The following is a 20,810-nucleotide window of genomic DNA, read 5'->3' on the forward strand; positions in this document are numbered from 1 at the left end:
GAAGTAGGGAAATGACATTAAAAAACGCTTATATCATCGATGCCATCCGTACACCATTTGGCCGTTATGCCGGTGGCCTTGCACCTGTCCGTGCCGATGACCTTGGCGCTGTGCCGATTAAAGCCCTCATGCAGCGTAACCCAAATGTAGATTGGGAACAGGTCGATGATGTGATCTATGGCTGTGCCAACCAAGCCGGTGAAGATAACCGTAATGTCGGTCGTATGTCGGCACTGCTTGCTGGTTTACCGTATCAGGTGCCGGCAACCACCATTAACCGTTTGTGCGGTTCTTCACTCGATGCGATTGCCATTGCTGCCCGTGCCATTAAAGCAGGTGAAGCGAACTTGGTGATTGCAGGTGGTGTAGAAAGCATGAGCCGTGCACCTTATGTGATGGGTAAGTCTGACAGTGCTTTTGGCCGTAGCCAGAAGATTGAAGACACCACCATGGGTTGGCGCTTTATTAACCCTAAACTTAAAGAATTGTATGGTGTAGACACCATGCCCCAGACTGCCGAAAACGTGGCTGAACAGTTTAACGTGAATCGTGCAGATCAGGACCAGTTTGCCTTGGTGAGCCAACAACGCACCGCAAGCGCGCAAGCCAAAGGCTTTTTTTCTAAAGAAATCGTGGCAGTTGAAATCCCTCAGCGTAAGGGCGATGCTGTTGTGATTGATACCGATGAACATCCACGTGCATCGACCACGCTTGAAGGTTTAAGCAAACTTAAACCTGTGGTTAAAGCAGATGGCACTGTAACAGCAGGTAATGCTTCAGGCATCAACGATGGCGCAGCAGCTCTACTGATTGCTTCCGATGATGCTGTTCAGGCTTATAACCTCAAACCACGTGCCAAGATCATTGCTTCAACAGCGGTGGGTGTAGAACCACGTATTATGGGCTTTGCTCCAGCGCCAGCCATTAAAAAACTACTTAAACAAGCCAACCTGACTTTAGAGCAGATGGATGTGATTGAGTTGAATGAAGCTTTTGCTGCACAAGCTTTAGCAGTCACCCGTGATTTAGGCTTGCCAGACGATAGCAACAAAGTAAATCCAAATGGTGGTGCAATTGCATTGGGCCATCCACTGGGTGCATCAGGTGCACGCTTAGTCACTACAGCTTTAAACCAGCTTGAACAAACAGGTGGTCGTTATGCCTTATGTTCAATGTGTATTGGTGTAGGTCAAGGTATTGCTTTGATTATTGAGAGAGTCTAATCATGAGCCAGTTATATGCCAGTTTGTTTTATCAAAAAGATGTCACCGACATCTTTAGTGACTCATCTTTAATCAAATATATGATTGAGGTTGAAGTCGCGTTAGCTCAAGCACAGGCACAAGTTGGCGTGATTCCTCAAAATGCGGCTAATACCATTGCTCAAGTAGCTGAACAGGCAATAGAAAAGTTTGACTTTTCAGCCTTAGCCGTGGCAACTGGCTTAGCTGGAAACATTGCAATTCCGTTCGTAAAACAACTAACGGCAATTGTTAAAGATGTTGATGAAGATGCTTCACGTTATGTGCATTGGGGCGCAACAAGTCAGGATATTTTAGATACAGCTTGTATTTTGCAATGCCGTGATGCGTTGAATATTGTAGAAGCTCAACTTCAACACTGCTATGCGACTGCATTAGAACAAGCCAAGCAATATCGCTATCAAGTCATGATTGGGCGTACATGGTTACAGCAAGCTTTGCCTATTACCTTGGGACACAAGCTTGCTCGCTGGGCTTCTGCATTTAAGCGTGATTTAGATCGTATAAATGCAATGAAATCACGTGTATTTACTGCTCAGTTAGGTGGGGCTGTGGGTTCTTTAGCTTCTTTGCAAGATCAAGGTTCATCTGTGGTCAGTGCATTTGCCAAAAAACTAAATCTGACTGTACCGACAAGTACATGGCATGGTGAGCGCGACCGTATTGTAGAAATCGCAAGTGTGCTTGGCATGATTGTTGGGAATACGGGCAAGATGGCACGTGATTGGTCGCTCATGATGCAAACTGAAATTGCAGAATTGTTTGAACCTACTGCAAAGGGTCGTGGTGGTTCATCAACCATGCCTCATAAGCGTAATCCAGTCGCAGCAGCTTCAGTACTTGCAGCAGCAAATCGTGTACCAGCACTTATGTCTAGTATCTATCAAAGCATGGTGCAGGAACATGAGCGTAGCTTAGGTGCATGGCATGCAGAATGGTTAGCTGTTCCTGAAATTTTTCAGCTTTGCGCTGGCGCATTAAGTCGTACTGGTGAAGTTTTACAAGGTTTCGAAGTTAATACTGAGCATATGCAGCAGAACCTTGAGTGTACCAACGGGCTGATTATGGCAGAAGCTGTGATGATGGCGCTTGCTCCAAAAATTGGACGTTTAAATGCTCATCATGTTGTTGAAGCAGCTTGTAAAACAGCCGTGGCTCAAAAGCAGCATTTATCTGAGGTTGTTAGTCAGTTAGATGAAGTAAAAGAACATTTTAGTCAAACAGAAATTTTGGAAATATTTAAAGCAGAAAACTATTTGGGCAACATTCAAGCTCAAATTGATGCTGTTCTGCAAGAAGCACAAGGAGAGTCAAAGTGAAACAGACTATTCGTAATCGTCAAGGAAAACAGTTAGCAGTTTATACAGATGGTCTAAAAGATGCTCCAGCACTTGTGTTATCTAACTCGTTAGGAACAGATCATGGAATGTGGCAGCCGCAAGTAAATGAGCTTAAAAGTCATTTTAATGTCATTACATACGACACACGTGGTCACGGTGAAAGCGATGTAATTATTGACACCACATTGCAAAACTTAGCTGAAGATGTTGTTGATATTTTAGATGCCTTAGATATTGAAAAAGCCCATTTTTGTGGAATTTCAATGGGCGGAATTACAGGGCTTTGGTTGGGTATTCATTATCCAGATCGCTTTCTAAGTATTACGGTTGCGAACTCGGCAGCCAAAATTGGACAGGCTGAAGCGTGGTTAAGTCGTGCTGAATCAGTAGAACAAAATGGACTGGCTGAGTTGGTAAAAACCACACATACACGTTGGTTTAGCGAAAAATTCGACTATCAACATAATGTAGTTGCACAAACGACGATTCAAAGTCTGGCAAACACACCAGCACAAGGTTATGCCAATGCGTGTCGTGCTTTAGCACATGCTGATTTAAGAGATGAAATTGGAGAAATTCAAATTCCAGTGTTGCTGATTGCAGGAACGGAAGATCCAGTAACTACAGTAGTCGATGCTGAGTTTATGCAGAAGGCTATTAAGAATAGTCAGCTTGCTGAATTGGAAGCATCTCATCTTTCTAATATTGAGCAACCGCAAAGATTTACTCAGGAATTGACTAGGTTTATTCAACAAATCTAATAGCTTAGTAGTTTAAAAGGAATTGGCCTTAAGGAGGCAAATATGGCGTCTCAGGATTACGCTACACCAAACAAAAGTATCGATGCTCAAGCACTAATTAATGATGCACCACTCAGTAAGTATCAGTGGATGATCGCAATCATTTGTTTCTTGATTATTTTTACTGATGGTATCGATACAGCTGCAATGGGTTTTATTGCACCAGCATTGGCTCAGGACTGGGGTGTTGATCGCTCTCAGTTAGGTCCAGTAATGAGTGCTGCACTTGGTGGAATGATTATTGGAGCTTTGGTTTCTGGCCCAACAGCTGACCGCTTTGGCCGAAAAATTGTTCTAGCTATTTCTATGCTTGTATTTGGTGGTTTTACCTTAGCTTCTGCTTATGCAACCAACTTAGATAGCCTTGTCGTTTTACGCTTTTTGACAGGTATTGGTTTGGGTGCAGCGATGCCAAATGCCACTACATTGTTTTCTGAATACTGTCCAACTCGCATTCGTTCACTGCTCGTGACATGTATGTTCTGTGGTTACAACTTAGGTATGGCAACAGGTGGCTTTATTAGCAGTTGGCTCATTCCGACCTATGGCTGGCACAGTCTATTTTTACTTGGCGGTTGGTCACCTTTAATTTTAATGGTTCTAGTGGTTTTAGTTTTACCTGAATCTTACCGCTTCTTAATTGTTAAAGGTAAAAACCCAGAAAAAGTACGCAAAATTTTAAATCATATAGCCCCAACTCAGGTTCAAGATGCCACTGCATTTCATGTACCTGAAGAGAAAACTGAAACAGCTCAAAAGAAAAATGTCTTTGGGATTATGTTTTCTAAACCTTATGCGAAAGGAACACTTTTACTTTGGTTGACCTATTTCATGGGCTTAGTAGTTGTTTACTTGCTTACAAGCTGGTTACCAACATTGATGCGTGAAACAGGTGCTTCAATGGAACGTGCTGCATTTATCGGTGGATTATTCCAGTTCGGTGGTGTGGTAAGTGCATTGTTCATCGGTTGGGCGATGGACAAATTCAACCCGAACCGAGTCATTGCCATTTTCTACTTTGCTGCGGGTCTATTTGCGATTGCTGTTGGGCAAAGCTTAGGAAACTCAACATTACTTGCTGTATTGGTGCTTTGTGCTGGTATCGCAATTAACGGTGCACAATCTTCAATGCCAGCTTTGAGTGCTCGTTTCTATCCAACACAATGCCGTGCTACGGGTGTGTCTTGGATGACAGGTATTGGTCGTTTCGGTGCGGTATTTGGTGCTTGGATTGGGGCTGTATTACTTGGTAATGATTGGTCATTTACTGCCATTCTTAGCTTATTACTAATTCCGGCGTCTGCTGCGGCTGTTGCTGTATTTGTTAAATCACTTGTTGCGCATACCGATGCAACTTAATAGAGGTCTATCACGATGAATGATGAACAACGCTATAAACAAGGCATTGAGGTGCGGACGGAAGTTTTGGGTGAAAAGCATGTTGGTCGGTCTTTGCAAAACTTAAATGACTTTAACCAAGATTTTCAAAACTTTATTAGCCGTTACGCATGGGGTGAGGTGTGGTCTCGTCCGGGCCTACCGCGTCATACACGTAGTTTAGTCACTATCGCAATTTTATTGTCGCTTGGCCGTGAAGATGAGCTACGTATGCATTTACGTGCTTGTTTCAACAATGGTGTAACTAAAGAAGATTTAAAAGAGTTGATCTTACATAGCTCACTCTATGCAGGTTTACCTGCTGCAAATGCTGCAATGCATATGGCCGAAGAAGTCTTTAAAGAGTTGGGAATAGAAGTCAACTCAGTTGCAGCGAAAGAACAGGATTAAGGAGATAAAGATGTCACAACATAGCTGGGGTGCTTACGCCCAACGTAATACAGATGATCATCCACCAGCGTATACGCCAGGTTATAAAACAAGTGTATTGCGTTCGCCAAAAAATGCATTGATCTCTATTAACGAGACTCTAACTGAAGTTACTGCACCGCATTTTTCTTCAAACTTGTTCGGCCCAAAAGATAACGACTTGATTTTGAACTATGCCAAAGATGGTTTACCAATTGGTGAGCGTGTCATTGTGCATGGTTATGTTCGTGATCAATTTGGTCGTCCTGTAAAAAATGCACTTTTAGAAGTATGGCAAGCCAATGCTTCTGGTCGCTATCGCCATCCAAACGACAAGTTTATTGGTGCAATGGATCCTAACTTTGGTGGTTGTGGTCGTACCTTAACTGATGAAAACGGTTTTTATATTTTCCGTACCATTAAACCAGGTCCATATCCATGGCGTAACCGTATTAATGAATGGCGTCCTGCCCATATCCATTTCTCTTTAATTGCTGATGGTTGGGCTCAGCGTTTAATTTCGCAATTTTATTTTGAAGGCGATACGCTCATTGACACTTGCCCGATTTTAAAAACAATTCCTTCTGAAGATCAACGTCGTGCCTTGATTGCGCTAGAAGATAAAAACAACTTTATCGAAGCCGATAGCCGTTGTTACCGTTTTGACATCACTTTGCGTGGTCGTCGAGCGACTTACTTCGAAAACGAATTGACTTAATCAGGAGCACGAGCATGAACAACTGGAATTTTCAGGAATTAAAAGAAACTCCATCTCAAACAGGTGGTCCTTACGTTCATATTGGGTTATTGCCACAGCAAGCAAATATTGAAGTGTTTGAAAACAACTTTAATAACCAGTTGGTGCAAGACCAGACTAAAGGTGAGCGCATTCGTCTTGAAGGTCAAGTATTTGACGGTTTAGGTCTACCGTTACGAGATGTACTCATTGAGATTTGGCAGGCTGATGCAAATGGTATTTACCCAAGTCAGGCAGATACCCGTGAGCAAAAAGCTGATCCAGCATTTCAAGGTTGGGGCCGTACAGGTGCAGACTTTGAAACGGGTGTTTGGAGCTTTAATACAATTAAGCCAGGTGCGACAGCAGGCCGTAAAGGTTCAACTCAGGCACCACATATTGCATTAGTCATTTTCGCTCGTGGTATTAATTTAGGTCTTCATACACGTGTTTATTTTGACGATGAAGCTGAGGCCAATGCTAATGATCCGATCTTAAATAGCATTGAGTGGGCACCGCGTCGCCAAACTCTTGTTGCTAAACGTTCTGAAGAGAATGGTGAAGTTGTTTACCGTTTTGATATTCGTATTCAAGGCGATGACGAAACTGTATTTTTTGATATTTAAGGAACACCTAAGGCTACACCTGATTATTCATGGATATGTGTAGCCTTTTTAAGGATGAATGATATGAAAATGAAAAAATTATTAAGCTTAAGTTTGCTTACACTCCCATTTTTTGTAGCACAGGTGAATGCTGAACCTGTTGCTTTGGCTGCCCAGACACAACCTGCTATGACAACAGTTAAAACAATTGTTCCGATCACTGCAAAAACTAAAGAGCAAGCTTTAGCCCAAGCTCAAGTTATTGCAAATACATCGGATGCTGATTTAGCTGAGTTTCGTATCGATTTACTCAGTTTTGCAAGTGATACAAAACAAGTGATTGCATTAGGACATGAATTGAAAAAGATTTTAGGTCATAAGCCAATGATCGCCACCATTCGTACTAAAAATGAAGGTGGTCAGCTCGAAATTAGCGATGCTGATTATGGGAAGACTTATCAAGCTTATTTAAAAAATCCGTTCATGGACTGGTTAGATGTTGAAATGTTCCGTGATCAAAAAGTAGTTTCAGAAATTGTTCAAAAAGCACATCAAAAGAAAGTGCTGGTTGTTATGTCTAATCATGACTTCCAAAAAACACCAAGCCAAGATGAAATTGAAAAACGCTTGTTAAAACAAGATCAGATGGGTGCAGATATTCTCAAAATTGCGGTAATGCCGAAATCTAAACAAGACGTCTTCACTTTAATGAATGCCACTTTAAAAGTAAGTCAGCAAACCACTAAGCCATTATTGACAATGTCGATGGGGCAATTAGGTACGATTTCTCGTGTTGCAACTGCCAATATGGGCGGAAGTTATAGCTTTGGCATGATTGGTCAGGCTTCTGCACCGGGTCAAATCGATGTGACTAAGCTCAAACAGATTTTACAAACCGTTCAACCAACAAACCCATAAATCATAAGGATATGATGAAATGAATACATTACGTTTAACTACTCTTGCATTAGGTTTAATGGTTTCAGGAATAACCGCAGCACAAACTTATGTTGTTGATCGGTATCAAGATGATAGCAACAAAGGTTCTTTACGCTGGGCAATTGAGCAAGCTAATGCTAACCCAAGTGAATCGAGCGAGATCTTGATTCAGGCAGTAGGCAAAGCACCTTATGCGATTAAATTAAATAGTGCACTTCCTGAAATTAAAGCACCTGTCAAAATCATTGGTACAGAGTGGGATAAAACTGGTGAATACATCGCAATTGATGGATCAAATTATATTAAAGGCGAAGGAGCAAAAGCTTGTCCAGGTGCAAACCCTGAGCAGTACGGCACCAATGTTCGTACTATGACTTTACCGGGTTTTGTACTGCGTGACGTCAATAACGTGACTTTAAAAGGATTAGATATCCATCGCTTCTGTATAGGGGTATTGGTTAATCGTTCAAGCAATAACCTTATTCAGCATAACCGTATTAGTAATAACTATGGTGGTGCTGGTGTCATGATTACGGGCGATGATGGTAAAGGTAATCCGACAGCAACCACTACAAATAACAACAAAGTTTTAGATAACATTTTCCAAGACAATGGTGATGGTTTAGAACTGACACGTGGTGCAGCATTTAACTTAATTGCGAATAACCATTTTGTTTCTACCAAAGTAAATCCAGAGCCATCACAAGGTATTGAAATCTTGTGGGGCAATGACAATGCTGTAGTTGGAAACAAGTTTGAAAATTATTCGGATGGCTTACAGATTAACTGGGGTAAGCGTAACTATATTGCCTACAACGAAATGACCAATAACTCGATTGGTTTTAACATGACGGGTGATGGCAATATTCTTGATAGCAATAAAGTGCATGGCAATCGTATTGGTGTTGCCATTCGCTCAGAAAAAGATGCAAATGCAAGAATTACACTGACTAAAAACCTAATTTGGGACAACGGTAAAGATATTAAACGCTGCGAAGCAGGTGGTTCATGTGTACCAAATCAGCGTTTAGGAGCAATTGTATTTGGAGTTCCTGCGCTTGAGCATGAAGGATTTGTTGGCTCTCGTGGTGGTGGTGTGGTGATTGAGCCATCTAAACTACAAAAAACATGTACTCAGCCAAATGAACAAGGGTGTAATGCTCAGCCGAATCAGGGTATTAAAGCGCCTAAGTTAACAGCAAATAAAGGTTCAGTTAATATCGAAGTTAATGGTTTACCAAATCAACGTTACCAAGTTGAGTTTTTTGGCAACCAGAGTGCGACATCAAAAGAAGCTGAGCAGTATTTAGGGACTATAACAGTTGCCACAGACGCACAAGGCAACGCAAAAGCCAATTGGAAGCCAACAGTCAAAGTTGCCTCAATTACAGCAAATGTAACGGATCACTTTGGTGCCACTTCTGAGCTTGGGTTTGTGCAAGTTAAATAACAAAAAAATAAAGCGCCTCAAAACAGGGGGCGCATTTTAGAAAAGATAAAAGGGACTTGAAATGCCAAACGTAATCAAACTGAGTGTATTAACAATCGCTGTATTAGGTAGCCAATTTGCACTTGCGAATGAGCCGTGGTCACAAGACCGCCAATGGTTATTGGGTGACTGGAATGGTGAGCGTCAACAATTAGAGCAACAGGGTTATAAATTTACAGCTTCTATCATGAGCCAAGCTGCTACAAACTTAGATGGTGGCTACAACGACAATAATACATTTGAAAACGCTGCACAGCTTTCTTTAGGTGCAAACTTTGATTTAGAAAAAATCGCTGGATGGAAAGATACAACAGCGAGTCTTGTTGTGACTAAACGTGATGGTAATGCGCTTACTTTAGAGCGTATTAAAGACCCACGCTCTAGCCAACTAGGCAACGCGCAAGAAATTTATGGTCGTGGAAAAATCTGGCGCTTATCTCAAGCATGGATCAAAAAAGGTTTTGCGGATAATACCGTACAAGTCAAAGTTGGCCGTATGGGTATGTCAGAGGATTTTAATAGTTCTCAATGTGAGTTTCAGAACTTATTGCTTTGTGGTGGACAGTTAGGAAAATCAATTGGTTCAATTTGGTATAACTCACCAGTTGGTATTTGGGGTGCAAACGTTAAATATCAGTTTGCACCCGAGTGGACTTTTGGAATTGGTGCGTATGAGGTCAATCCAGACAATATTAAAACAGCATCAAATAGTGATGGTTTTAATCTGGATATGAATAATGTGAAAGGTGCAACCATACCAGTTGAGCTTGCATGGAAACCAAAACTTGCTCTATTTAATGGTTTACCGGGTGAATATAAAGTTGGTGCACTGTACTCAACCGCAGAGGCGAATGATGTTAAAACTGCGGGTAAGGTTCATGACGGGAAACAAAGTTTCTGGATTAATGCACAGCAACAACTTAGCCATGCCGGCCAAGATCCAAAACGTGGTTTATACGTAACTTTTAATGGCGTTGTAAATGATAAAGCAACGACTTTTGTTCAAAGTACTCAACAACTTGCACTTTGGTATAAAGGGCCATTTGACAGCCGTCCAAATGATTCGATTGGATTTGGTATTGCCAATTATGTAGTCAATGATCGTGCTAAAGATAAGCAAATCGCAACAAACGAAAGCCGTGGATATTATAGCTATGATCCGATCGCATCGAACTATATTCCAATTCAAGACGACGAATTAAATATTGAGCTGAACTATACCTATCAATGGTCTCCAGCTGTCATGTTGCGTCCAAATATTCAATATATCCATCAGCCTGCTGGTGTAAAAGAGGTTGACGATGCTTGGGTGGCGGGCCTGAGTGTAAAAGTTAATTTTTAACAATATTGATGGCTGGTTAGACATGGTTTAACTGGCCCAAATGCTTGAACTATTTGTGTTCAGTATATGTGGAGTAGGATCTATGTCTGAGTCAGATTCTAAGTTTCATATCTTATTCAAAATATGGTGTTTTATATTAGGCCTAGTTTTATTAGCTACCGGTGTTTTTTACATTGTAGGTGGTGGGAAGCTAGTATCTCTTGGTGGTTCTTGGTATTTCCTTATTTCAGGACTATTTATAACGGTTTCAGCAATTAGCATTTTCCGTAAAAAAGCATTGGGTGTTTGGATTTTTGCTGCTGTTTTTGTTGGTACGGTAATCTGGTCATTTGTTGATGCCGGCTGGGAGTTTTGGCCGTTATTCTCACGCTTAATGTTTCCTGCTGGTCTTTTTGCTGCGTTACTGTTTACATTACCTTCAATTCGACGTTATCAATTCCAAAATGGATCGGCAGCTCCAGCGTATGGTGTTGCTGGTCTAATTGTTGTAGGTATGTTGATTGCGCTCTATCAAATGTTCCAGCCGCACCCAACAGTAGCAAGTTCAGGTGAAAAGCTACCTTTAGTACCTGTTGATCCAGCTAAAAAACAGGTGAATTGGGAAAATTATGGAAATGATACGGGTGGTAGCCGTTTTGTTGCTCTCGATCAAATTAACCGAGATAACGTTCATAAACTAAAAGAAGCATGGCGTTTTAGAACGGGTGATTTTACAACGGGTAGTGGTAATGGTGCTGAAGACCAAATGACACCACTACAGATTGGTAATAAAGTCTTTTTATGTACACCACATAACAACATTTTTGCAATCGATGCTGATTCGGGCAAGCAACTCTGGAAAGCTGAAGTAAACTCTAAAGCCGATGCATGGGAACGTTGCCGTGGTGTTGCATACTTTGATTCGACTAAACCACTTGTTCAACCAACTTTGGCTGGTGCGAATGCAGTAACTACCGTTGCAACCAATACAGCATGTCCACGCCGTATATATACCAATACTCCAGATGCTCGTTTAATTGCAGTGAATGCGGACACTGGTGAGCGCTGTGCAGACTTTGGTGTGAATGGAACAGTTAATCTACTCGAAGGCTTAGGCGATGGAACAAAAGCTCCACGTTTTGAAGTCACTTCTGCACCAACGATTGCAGGTACCACCATTGTGGTGGGTAGCCGTATTGCTGATAACGTAGCAGCGGATATGCCGGGTGGTGTTATCCGTGGTTATGATGTGATTACAGGTAAACTCCGCTGGGCATTTGACCCTCGTAATCCTGATCCTAATCATGTTCTAAAACCAGGTGAAACGTATAAACGTAGCTCGGCAAACTCTTGGGCTGCTATGTCTTATGACCCACAAATGAATACAGTTTTCTTACCTATGGGTAGTTCATCTGTTGATATTTGGGGTGGTAACCGTAATCCATTAGACCATAAATACAACACTTCAGTTTTAGCACTTGATGCGACAACAGGTAAAGAGAAGTGGGTATATCAAACTGTTCACAACGACTTATGGGACTTTGACTTACCAATGCAACCGAGTCTAGTCGACTTCCCATTAAAAGATGGTACGACGAAACCAGCTGTTGTGATTGGAACCAAATCTGGACAATTCTTTGTTCTTGACCGAGTTACAGGCAAACCACTGACTAAAGTGATTGAGCAGCCTGTTAAAGCTGCAAATATTCCGGGTGAACAATATAGTTTGACTCAACCTCGTTCTGTTGAAATGCCTCAAATTGGTAATCAGACTTTAACTGAGTCAGATATGTGGGGCGCAACGCCGTTTGACCAACTTATGTGTCGTATTAACTTTAAGTCAATGCGTTACGAAGGTCTATTCACTGCACCGGGTACTGATATTTCATTAAGTTTCCCAGGTTCTTTAGGTGGTATGAACTGGGGTAGTATTGCTTTCGATCCAACACATCGTTACATGTTTGTAAACGATATGCGTCTTGGTTTGTGGGTTCAATTGATTAAACAAACACCTGAAGACATCAAGATTCAGGCGAGTGGCGGTGAAAAAGTAAATACAGGTATGGGCGCGGTACCAATGAAAGGTACACCTTATAAAGTGAATAAAAACCGCTTTATGTCTGCTTTAAGTATTCCTTGTCAAAAACCACCATTTGGTACCATGACGGCAATTGACATGAAAACTCGTCAAGTTGCATGGCAGGTACCATTGGGTACAGTTGAAGACACGGGACCTATGGGTATTAAGATGGGCTTGAAAGCACCAATTGGAATGCCGACTATTGGTGGCCCAATGGCAACTCAGGGTGGTTTAGTATTCTTTGCCGCAACTCAAGATTACTATTTACGTGCTTTTGATTCTTCTACAGGTAAAGAACTTTGGAAGTCACGTATGCCTGTTGGTAGCCAAGGAACACCTATCAGCTATGTTTCGCCTAAAACAGGTAAACAGTATGTGGTTGTTTCTGCGGGAGGAGCACGTCAGTCTCCTGACCACGGTGATTATGTAATCGCATATAGCTTAGAGAAGTGATTAAAGAGGGCAAAAGGATAAATTTTCTTTTGCCCTTATTTTTTAATATCTTTTTTCTATTAGAGTGTTCGCGGAAATTCTATAATTTTAGTGAGATAGCTTTACCAAATAGTAAAAAAGTGCTTGAAGTTATTGCTAAACTTAGAAAATTCTTATAAACGATTCGACATGAAAACTAGTCATAGCCTAACTATTAAGCAATTTTTTATAATGTTTTAACTATAAATAAACTTTAAAAATTTATTAAGTTTTGTTTAACTTAAGATCGTGAATTTTAATTAAAAATAAACATTATTCAGTTTTTAATCATCAAAAACCAGTTTTTTTTGTTGGAAAAACGAGCGTAAATATATATTTATATTATATTTATATAATTTATTGCATTACGCTAGAATGGTCGGCGCAGGTTATTACTACCCAGTAATAATTTGTATTTCAGGAATTTAAGCTTTAATTGGCTTAAGGCTCATCGAAAGATGGGCCTTTTTTTATGTGCATTCTATCCTAATTTTATAAAAATCTGAAAATAGCCTAAGCATTACTAAATAAAGAGACGAAAAATGAGTCTTTAATGACAATTTAGATATGATTTGTTAGATTAAAGCCACTTGATAATAATAGGTGATGTAATGAGATTTTTAGTTCTTGCAACTTTATCTGGTTTAGCTTTAATGGGTTGTGCTTCTGTTCAGCAAGCACCTAATACACAAGAAACAATTCGTTATGCTTCTAGTCCATGTTTTGGTGCATGTCCAATATACTCTGTAGAAGTAACACCTACTGGTTTAATTCGATTTGAAGGTAAACAATATACAAAAACACTTGGTGTTAAAGAAATCCAAGGTAGCGTAAAAGATTATCAAAAACTTGCCAGTGAATTAAAAACTTATCGTCCTCAAACAGGAACTCAATCAAAAACTGCGGGTTGCCAGCAAACTGCAACTGACATGTCTAGCTATTACATTACTTGGATTAAACCTAATGGCACGGAAACAAAATTAAGCCATTACACAGGTTGTATTTCTCCAGCAAACAACAGACTAAATAAAGTTATGGAAAAGTTACCTGAACAATTAGGCATCAAAGATTTAATCTAACGATAAAAGCCCCATAATTTGGGGCTTTTTTTTGTTAAGAATATTTATAGACTTAAGAGTTTTATTTTAAGTATTTCTAAATAAATAAGCGTATAATACATATTATAAAAACATATATTGTTTAGGTAAGTACATGTCAAATATTGTTTATGCCTTCTTAGGTGGTTTGCTACTGGGCATTGCAACAGTCGGTTATTTATATATAAACGGTCGCATCGCTGGAATTAGTGGTTTGCTTGCTCAAATCATTAATCCGTCTAAAGATATCTTTAAAGGCTCCGCATTCTGGTTTGTTGCTGGATTAATTATTACGCCCTTTATTTATGGCTATTTTTTTCAACCCGAAATTGAAATTAAAGCGAATATGTTTGCTCTTATTTTAGCAGGCTTATTGGTTGGTTTTGGTACTCGGCTTGGATCAGGTTGTACAAGTGGTCATGGTATTTGTGGGATGAGCAGATTGTCAAAACGCTCCATGATAGCAACAGGAGTTTTTATGTTCGCTGGCATGTTAACTGTTTATATCGTTCGTCATGTTTTGGGGTAATGTCATGAAAAACATTTTGGCTTTTATATTTGGTAGTTTGTTCTCGTTAGGTTTAATGATTTCTGGCATGTCTAATCCTGAAAAAGTATTAGGTTTTTTAGATATCTTTGGGCAGTGGGATATTAGCTTAATGTTTGTGATGTTAGGTGCGATTGCCGTGGCATTTATTCCATTTCAAAAGGCTATAAAAAGTCCTAAAACAATCTTTAATGAACAAATTCAATTACCAATGAATACACAGATTGACCAAAGGCTAATTGCTGGTGCTTTTATTTTCGGGATAGGCTGGGGAATAGCTGGAATATGTCCAGCGCCATCTTTAACACTTATCGGATTAGGACATTTTGAAGCGCTTTATTTTATTGTCGCAATGTTATTAGGAATGTTTATTTACCGAGTTTTAAATAAAGGAAATTAAACTTATGCAACAACCTCTAGTAAAAGATTTTTTTGATGAAAACACCAATACTTTTAGCTATGTTGTTGCAGATTTAGCGACTCGTCAATGCGCGATTATTGATAGTGTGCTTGACTACGACGCGGCTTCAGCAACTACAAAAACAACCAACGCTGATTTAATTATCGATTATGTTTTGGCTCAGAACTTTAAAGTACAATGGATTTTAGAAACCCATGTACATGCGGATCATATGACCGCGGCTCAATATTTAAAGTCTCAATTGGGTGGTACAATTGCGATTAGTCAAAAGATTTCAATTGTCCAAGAAACATTTTCTGCTATTTATAATTTTGATTTTAAGAAATTCAATGAAAATCAGCCTTTTGATTATTTATTTGAAGATCATGAATATTTCAAAATAGGAGAGTTAGATGCCTATAACATTCCTACACCTGGGCATACACCCGCTTGCTTAAGCTATGTGATGGGTGATGCTGTTTTTGTAGGTGATACTTTATTTATGCCTGATTATGGCTCAGCGAGATGCGATTTTCCTAAAGGAAGTGCGGCAGCACTTTATGATTCGGTACAAAAACTTTATACACTTCCTGACGACATGCGCATGTTTTTATGCCATGACTATAAACCCTAAGGCCGTGATGAATATGTCTGTCAAACAGATATTAGAACTCAAAAGCAAAGCAATATTCATTTAAACCAAAGAGTTTCCAAAGACTCATTCATAAAAATGCGTCAAGAGCGAGATGCTACTTTGGCAATGCCAAAATTAATTCTGCCTTCCATTCAAATTAATATGAACGGTGGAAACTTTCCGGAACTAGAATCAAATGGCATCCGTTATTTGAAAATACCTTTCAACTACTTCTAAAAATAGCCTAAGCAGTTATTCTGGATCTTTTTTATCTATCCGAATAGCCTAAGCTAGTTATAAAATTGACACCTTATGAAATAGCCTAAGTAAGATTTAAAGAACTTGTCTTAAATCCCGCGAAGTCTCTTGCAATAAAGGCAAAATGTGTTGGATTAAATATTCTTCAGTTGTTTTCATAGTTGGAGAAACAATATTTAAAGCTGCAACCACTTTAAAGTCTTGTCCATAAATGGGTACGGCGAGCGCATGAACACCTAATTCGTGTTCTTCACGTGAATAACACCAATCTTGCTCTCGAATTTCTTTTAGTAACTTTAAAAATTTATCATTTTCGACATGCGTATATTTGGTTAGACGCTGAAGAGGATATTTTTGAAGCCAGTCCAATTGTTCTTGCTGGCTTAAATGTGCCAGTAAAATTTTACCCGCCGATGTCGCATGAGCAGGTAAGCGGTTACCCAAATGTAGACCATATGGATTTACACGGTCGGTTTGTTGGTGGGCAGCACTACGGGCAATGGTAATGGCCTCATAACCATCAAGCACCATCACTGAATAAATAAGAGAAGTTTGGTTAGTTAGAAGATTTAACAAAGGCTGAGACACTTTCGGAAGCTGAGCTGCACCTAAATAAGCTCCTGAAAATTTAAGAACTTTCGGAGTTAAATAATAGTAGTGACCATCTGACTCAAGATACCCTAAATATTCTAAAGTTAATAAGTGACGTCTTGCTGCTGCTCGGGTGAGTCCGGTTTTTTCAGCCGCCATAGAAATATTTAAACGATGTTGATTACTACTAAAGCTATCTAAAATCGCCATGCCTTTACCAATGCCAGCAATGTAATCTTCATGACGAATCGTTTTTTTGTTGTCCTGATTCTGGATTATCCGTTCATCTTTACTCATTACTGGTCCTTGTACGATAGAAGCTTAGTAGATCAATTTGCTTTACTGAAAAAGTTTAATAATTTCATGTCGCAAAAATTGATGCCTTAAATTATCCCTTAAATCTTCGTGCCAAAACATACCCATTTTAATATTGGTCATCTCAAAAGGTAGAGAATGTAACCGAATCTTAGGGCTATAAGATAAATGCTGCAAAATCATACGGGGCATGGTGAGTATTGCGTCGGCTTGGGCTCCCAAGACTTGTAACGCGGTTGAGTAGTTTTGACAGCGCAGAAATACATTTCTTGAAATTTTTTGGTGTTGGTTTAAATAAATATCTTCAAGTAAAGCACCCGTACGGCGTGATGAAACACCAATGTGCCGTCCATTAATATAACTAGCTAAATCGACTTCTTTAAGTTGGCTGCAAATAACGAACTCATCTGTGACCAGAAGGTCAAAGGTAATTTTTGGAGATAAATATTGTTCTAGGTCAATTACGAAATCGAGCTGTTGTGTCGCCAAGTCAGTCATAATATGTTTTCGATCGAGTTTCATACTCACAAACTTCAAATCTAAATTAAGATTTTGAAAATGTTGAGCCAATCTTGGAAGAATAATCGGTTCAATTTCATCATGCACGGCGATTTTTAAGCTTTTTAAACTTGTTGGGTCGAACACATGTTTCTGTTGGCTAATATTTTGAATGGTTAAAAGTGCTTGCTTCACAGTTGGATAAATTTGTTCTGCAAAAGGCGTTGCAGACATTTTATTACCTACACGTATAAATACATCATCTTCAATTTGCTGGCGTAAACGCTGCAAAGCATGACTTGCTGCTGACTGTGTAATATTGAGACTGCTTGCTGCATTTGAAATACTTTTTTGCTCATAAATCGCGATAAAAAGCGGATATAAATTGATATCAATTCGGTGAAAAAAACTTAAGTCTAGGCCATGTAGGTTATGAATATTATTCATGAGACATTATTTAATAAAATCATTTCATTCATATTAAGTTTCAAGTTATGTTGATGTAAAGACCAGATAACGATGTAAAGGAAAAAGAATGTTTGAACTCTCAAAAAAAGCTCAGGATTTTACTGAGCGAACAATAAAATTTATTCAAGAAGAAATAGAACCTGTCGAAGCAAAATTTTGGGAAGAAGTTCATGAGTTAAATCCAGATGGAAACTGGAAAAAATGGCAGTGGCCCGAGCTTTTAGAAACTCTAAAATCTAAAGCCAAACAAGCAGGCCTTTGGAATATGTTTTTACCCGATGAAAAGCTAGGTGCTGGGTTAACTGTTCAAGAATATGCACATATTGCTGAATTAACTGGCCGCAGCTTATTGGCACCTACCGTTTTTAACTGTAATGCACCAGATACAGGAAATATGGAATTGTTATGGCGCTATGGCAGTGAACAGCAAAAACAGCAATGGTTAGAACCTTTATTAGACGGAAAAATTCGTTCGGTTTTTTGTATGACTGAACCCGATGTTGCGTCAAGCGATGCAACCAATATGCAAGCGACTGCGCTCATTGATGGTAATGAAATTGTTTTAAATGGCAAAAAATGGTGGTCGTCTGGTTTAGGTGACCCAAATGCTAAAGTCATTATTTTTATGGCACATACACCAGATGAAACCAAAGACCGCCATCATCAACACTCTATGGTTTTAGTACCAATTGATACGGCGGGTGTCGAAATTCAACGAATGTTACCTGTGTTTGGTGACTACGATGCACCACATGGACACGGTGAGGTTCACTTTAATAATGTTCGAGTGCCTCTTGAAAACTTTATTGGTGGAGCGGGTCAAGGTTTTGAAATTGCACAAGGTCGTTTAGGTCCAGGGCGTATTCACCATTGCATGCGCTGTATTGGAGCTGCAGAAAAAGCTTTAGAGCTTATGATTGATAGAGGCATGTCTAGAACGGCGTTTGGCAAAGAAATTTTAAAACTCGGCGGAAACCTAGAGCGTGTAGCCGATGCGCGAGTCGCCATAGATCAAGCTAGACTTTTAACCTTGTATGCTGCTTATAAAATGGATACTTTAGGAAATATGGCTGCTTTAACAGAAATATCTGCAATTAAAGTAGTGGCTCCGAGTGTATTAGAAAAAGTAGTCGACATGGCAATTCAGCTACATGGCGGTGCGGGCGTTTCAAGGGATACACCATTAACAGGCTTCTTTGCTCAAGCACGCAGCTTACGTTTAGCTGATGGTCCAGATGAAGTACATAAAGGCATGATTGCCAAATTAGAGTTGGCCAAACGTGGTTATTTCGGTCGTCATAAGAAAGTATAAGTTTAAAGGAAATGAAGATGTCAGTAATTGATATAGGCGGTGAAGTACGTGAAGGTGAAGAGCTTGATATTGGGGCAATTGAAAACTGGTTAAAAAGCCAAGGTGTTGAGTTGGTTAGCCCAGCAGTCGTTACTCAATATACGGGCGGGGCGTCGAATTGGACTTATCGTTTAAAGTATGAAAATACCGATTTAATTTTACGTCGTCCTCCAAAAGGAACAAAAGCGAAATCGGCCCACGATATGTCCCGTGAATATATGGTGCAGAAAAATCTTGCACCTTATTATCCTGTCCTTCCTAAAATGGTGGCACTTTGTCAGGATGAATCGGTCATTGGCTGTGATTTCTATGTCATGGAGCGCATTGAAGGCATTATTCCTCGTGCAAAATTACCACCTGAGCTTGGTTTTAATGAAGATGATGTACACCAGCTTTGTGTAAATGTCATTGATAAGTTGATTGAGCTACATCAAGTTCCTTATGAAAATACGCCTTTAGCTGAACTAGGCAAAGGTACTGGCTATTGTCGTAGACAAGTTGAGGGTTGGGATAAACGTTATGAAAAAGTTCGCACACTCAATGTTCCTTCATTTAAATATGTCCGAAAATGGCTAAATGATAATATCCCTCAAGACTCTACGACTTGCATTATTCATAATGATTGGCGTTTTGATAATGTGATTTTAGATCCGGAGCATCCAACAGAAGTGATTGGGGTGCTGGATTGGGAAATGGCGACCTTAGGTGATCCATTAATGGATTTGGGTAGCGCTTTGGCCTATTGGGTTGAGCCAACGGATAATATGATTTTTAGATCGACGCGCCGTCAGCCTACTCATTTAAAGGGAATGTTTTCTCGTAAAGAAGTCGTTGAGTATTATTTACAAAAAACAGGATTGAAGCCTCAAAACTGGGCTTTTTATGAAGTGTTTGGTGTATTCCGTTTAGCAGTGATTGCCCAGCAAATCTATTACCGTTATTACCACAAGCAAACCCGAAATCCTGCATTTAAAGATTTCTGGATCGTGATTCATGCGCTACATATCCGAGCTTTAAAACTTATTGCACAGCAAAAATTGCAGAAATCTGAATTTGCTCAGCAATCTATACAGAAAATACAGGGTATTTTAAGAAAATGACCACAATTTATCTGGTAAGACATGGACAGGCATCATTTGGTAAAAGTAACTATGATGAGCTTTCTGAAAATGGTGAGGCTCAGGCGACTTTATTAGGTCGTTATTTTAAGCAGATATTGAAAGAACAACCTTATGTGTTTGCTGGAACTATGCAGCGTCATGAGCAGACTGCAAAGCTCGCACTAAATGAATGCTTTCCAGATGCGGTAATTCATCATAATAATTTATGGAATGAGTTTAACCACCAACAGGTTTTTGCCCGTTATGAGCCACGTTTTGAACAGCCTGAGCTGTTAAAGGCTGACGTGGCGCAAGAACAGAATCCACGCGCATATCTTGCCAAAATATTTGAAGGGGCCATTGGACGATGGACAGATGGCGATTTTCATCATGAATATGATGAGTCTTGGCCACACTTTAAAGAAAGAGTCGAAACGGCACTACAGCAACTTTGTGATGATTTAGCAAAAACCAAACCTCGCTATGCAGTTGTTTTTACCTCTGGTGGTGTGATTTCTGTAGCAATTGGAAAATTGCTTGAACTGAGCCCTAATCGAACTTTTGCGTTGAATTGGGCAATCGCGAATACAAGTCTCACGACTTTGCGTTTGGTTGGAAATGAAGCTCAGGTTTTAAGTTTAAATGAACATCATTTTATAAAAGCTGAACGTCCCGATTTACTGACATGGATTTAAAAAAAGG

19 protein-coding genes and 1 pseudogene are annotated in these 20,810 nt (G+C 39.8%); 18 read left to right on the forward strand and 2 right to left on the reverse strand.

Features of this window, described 5'->3' with window-relative positions; all coding sequences use genetic code 11:
• Positions 1 to 11 precede the first annotated feature (11 nt).
• The 15 genes and pseudogenes from pcaF (at position 12) to ACLCEG_RS00760 (ending at position 15,764) form a co-directional block, all read left to right on the forward strand.
• Positions 12 to 1,223, forward strand: coding sequence for a 3-oxoadipyl-CoA thiolase (gene pcaF / locus ACLCEG_RS00690; protein WP_410565009.1), 1,212 nt, complete (start codon positions 12 to 14; stop codon positions 1,221 to 1,223).
• Positions 1,224 to 1,225: 2 nt separating this feature from the next.
• Positions 1,226 to 2,581 (forward strand): 3-carboxy-cis,cis-muconate cycloisomerase, encoded by a 1,356-nt coding sequence (gene pcaB, locus ACLCEG_RS00695; protein ID WP_410565011.1) that lies wholly within the window; start codon positions 1,226 to 1,228, stop codon positions 2,579 to 2,581.
• Positions 2,578 to 3,363 (forward strand): 3-oxoadipate enol-lactonase, encoded by a 786-nt coding sequence (pcaD, locus tag ACLCEG_RS00700; RefSeq protein ID WP_410565013.1) that lies wholly within the window; start codon positions 2,578 to 2,580, stop codon positions 3,361 to 3,363. The genes pcaB and pcaD overlap by 4 nt, the downstream gene beginning before the upstream one ends.
• A 42-nt stretch (positions 3,364 to 3,405) precedes the next feature.
• Positions 3,406 to 4,761, forward strand: coding sequence for an MFS transporter (locus tag ACLCEG_RS00705; RefSeq protein WP_019458798.1), 1,356 nt, complete (start codon positions 3,406 to 3,408; stop codon positions 4,759 to 4,761).
• Between the two features lie 15 nt (positions 4,762 to 4,776).
• Positions 4,777 to 5,190, forward strand: a complete 414-nt coding sequence (gene pcaC / locus ACLCEG_RS00710) for a 4-carboxymuconolactone decarboxylase (RefSeq protein WP_019458799.1) — start codon at positions 4,777 to 4,779, stop codon at positions 5,188 to 5,190.
• Between the two features lie 10 nt (positions 5,191 to 5,200).
• Entirely contained in the window at positions 5,201 to 5,926 is a 726-nt protein-coding gene (pcaH, locus tag ACLCEG_RS00715; protein WP_000077913.1) for a protocatechuate 3,4-dioxygenase subunit beta, read from the forward strand.
• 14 nt (positions 5,927 to 5,940) lie between these two features.
• Entirely contained in the window at positions 5,941 to 6,570 is a 630-nt protein-coding gene (gene pcaG, locus ACLCEG_RS00720; protein ID WP_004701359.1) for a protocatechuate 3,4-dioxygenase subunit alpha, read from the forward strand.
• A gap of 69 nt (positions 6,571 to 6,639) precedes the next feature.
• Positions 6,640 to 7,467 (forward strand): type I 3-dehydroquinate dehydratase, encoded by an 828-nt coding sequence (gene aroD / locus ACLCEG_RS00725; protein ID WP_410566517.1) that lies wholly within the window; start codon positions 6,640 to 6,642, stop codon positions 7,465 to 7,467.
• 19 nt (positions 7,468 to 7,486) lie between these two features.
• A complete protein-coding gene (locus ACLCEG_RS00730; RefSeq protein ID WP_410565016.1) occupies positions 7,487 to 8,938 on the forward strand; it encodes a NosD domain-containing protein in 1,452 nt (483 codons plus the stop codon).
• 61 nt (positions 8,939 to 8,999) lie between these two features.
• Positions 9,000 to 10,319, forward strand: a complete 1,320-nt coding sequence (locus tag ACLCEG_RS00735; protein WP_410565019.1) for a carbohydrate porin — start codon at positions 9,000 to 9,002, stop codon at positions 10,317 to 10,319.
• 82 nt (positions 10,320 to 10,401) lie between these two features.
• Entirely contained in the window at positions 10,402 to 12,831 is a 2,430-nt protein-coding gene (locus ACLCEG_RS00740; RefSeq protein ID WP_410565021.1) for a glucose/quinate/shikimate family membrane-bound PQQ-dependent dehydrogenase, read from the forward strand.
• Between the two features lie 629 nt (positions 12,832 to 13,460).
• The gene (locus tag ACLCEG_RS00745; protein ID WP_004701369.1) at positions 13,461 to 13,928 is read left to right on the forward strand and encodes a DUF6438 domain-containing protein; all 468 of its coding nucleotides are present in this window, start codon (positions 13,461 to 13,463) and stop codon (positions 13,926 to 13,928) included.
• Positions 13,929 to 14,061: 133 nt separating this feature from the next.
• Positions 14,062 to 14,475 carry a YeeE/YedE family protein gene (locus tag ACLCEG_RS00750; RefSeq protein WP_200001690.1) on the forward strand — a complete coding sequence of 138 codons (414 nt, stop codon included), beginning with the start codon at positions 14,062 to 14,064 and terminating at the stop codon, positions 14,473 to 14,475.
• A gap of 4 nt (positions 14,476 to 14,479) precedes the next feature.
• Positions 14,480 to 14,893 (forward strand): DUF6691 family protein, encoded by a 414-nt coding sequence (locus tag ACLCEG_RS00755; protein ID WP_410565024.1) that lies wholly within the window; start codon positions 14,480 to 14,482, stop codon positions 14,891 to 14,893.
• Between the two features lie 4 nt (positions 14,894 to 14,897).
• A pseudogene (locus tag ACLCEG_RS00760) lies at positions 14,898 to 15,764 on the forward strand (MBL fold metallo-hydrolase).
• 96 nt (positions 15,765 to 15,860) lie between these two features.
• Here the strand turns inward: ACLCEG_RS00760 and pcaU are convergent.
• A complete protein-coding gene (gene pcaU / locus ACLCEG_RS00765; protein WP_410565026.1) occupies positions 15,861 to 16,673 on the reverse strand; it encodes an IclR family transcriptional regulator PcaU in 813 nt (270 codons plus the stop codon).
• A 42-nt stretch (positions 16,674 to 16,715) separates the two neighbouring features.
• Positions 16,716 to 17,636, reverse strand: a complete 921-nt coding sequence (locus ACLCEG_RS00770) for a LysR family transcriptional regulator (RefSeq protein ID WP_031983087.1) — start codon at positions 17,634 to 17,636, stop codon at positions 16,716 to 16,718.
• A gap of 88 nt (positions 17,637 to 17,724) precedes the next feature.
• Here ACLCEG_RS00770 and ACLCEG_RS00775 point away from each other — a divergent pair, with 88 nt between their 5' ends.
• Genes ACLCEG_RS00775 through ACLCEG_RS00785 form a run of 3 tightly spaced genes read left to right on the forward strand, consistent with a single transcriptional unit; the run spans position 17,725 to position 20,803 of the window.
• On the forward strand, positions 17,725 to 18,969 hold the full coding sequence (locus ACLCEG_RS00775) for an acyl-CoA dehydrogenase family protein (RefSeq protein WP_410565029.1): 1,245 nt from the start codon (positions 17,725 to 17,727) through the stop codon (positions 18,967 to 18,969).
• A 17-nt stretch (positions 18,970 to 18,986) separates the two neighbouring features.
• A complete protein-coding gene (locus ACLCEG_RS00780) occupies positions 18,987 to 20,108 on the forward strand; it encodes a phosphotransferase family protein (RefSeq protein WP_410565031.1) in 1,122 nt (373 codons plus the stop codon).
• Positions 20,105 to 20,803 (forward strand): histidine phosphatase family protein, encoded by a 699-nt coding sequence (locus ACLCEG_RS00785; protein ID WP_410565034.1) that lies wholly within the window; start codon positions 20,105 to 20,107, stop codon positions 20,801 to 20,803. The genes ACLCEG_RS00780 and ACLCEG_RS00785 overlap by 4 nt, the downstream gene beginning before the upstream one ends.
• Positions 20,804 to 20,810: the final 7 nt, after the last annotated feature.

It is taken from the genome of Acinetobacter sp. H1(2024) (genome assembly GCF_046557555.1).
GTDB classification, from domain to species: Bacteria; Pseudomonadota; Gammaproteobacteria; order Pseudomonadales; family Moraxellaceae; genus Acinetobacter; species Acinetobacter seifertii.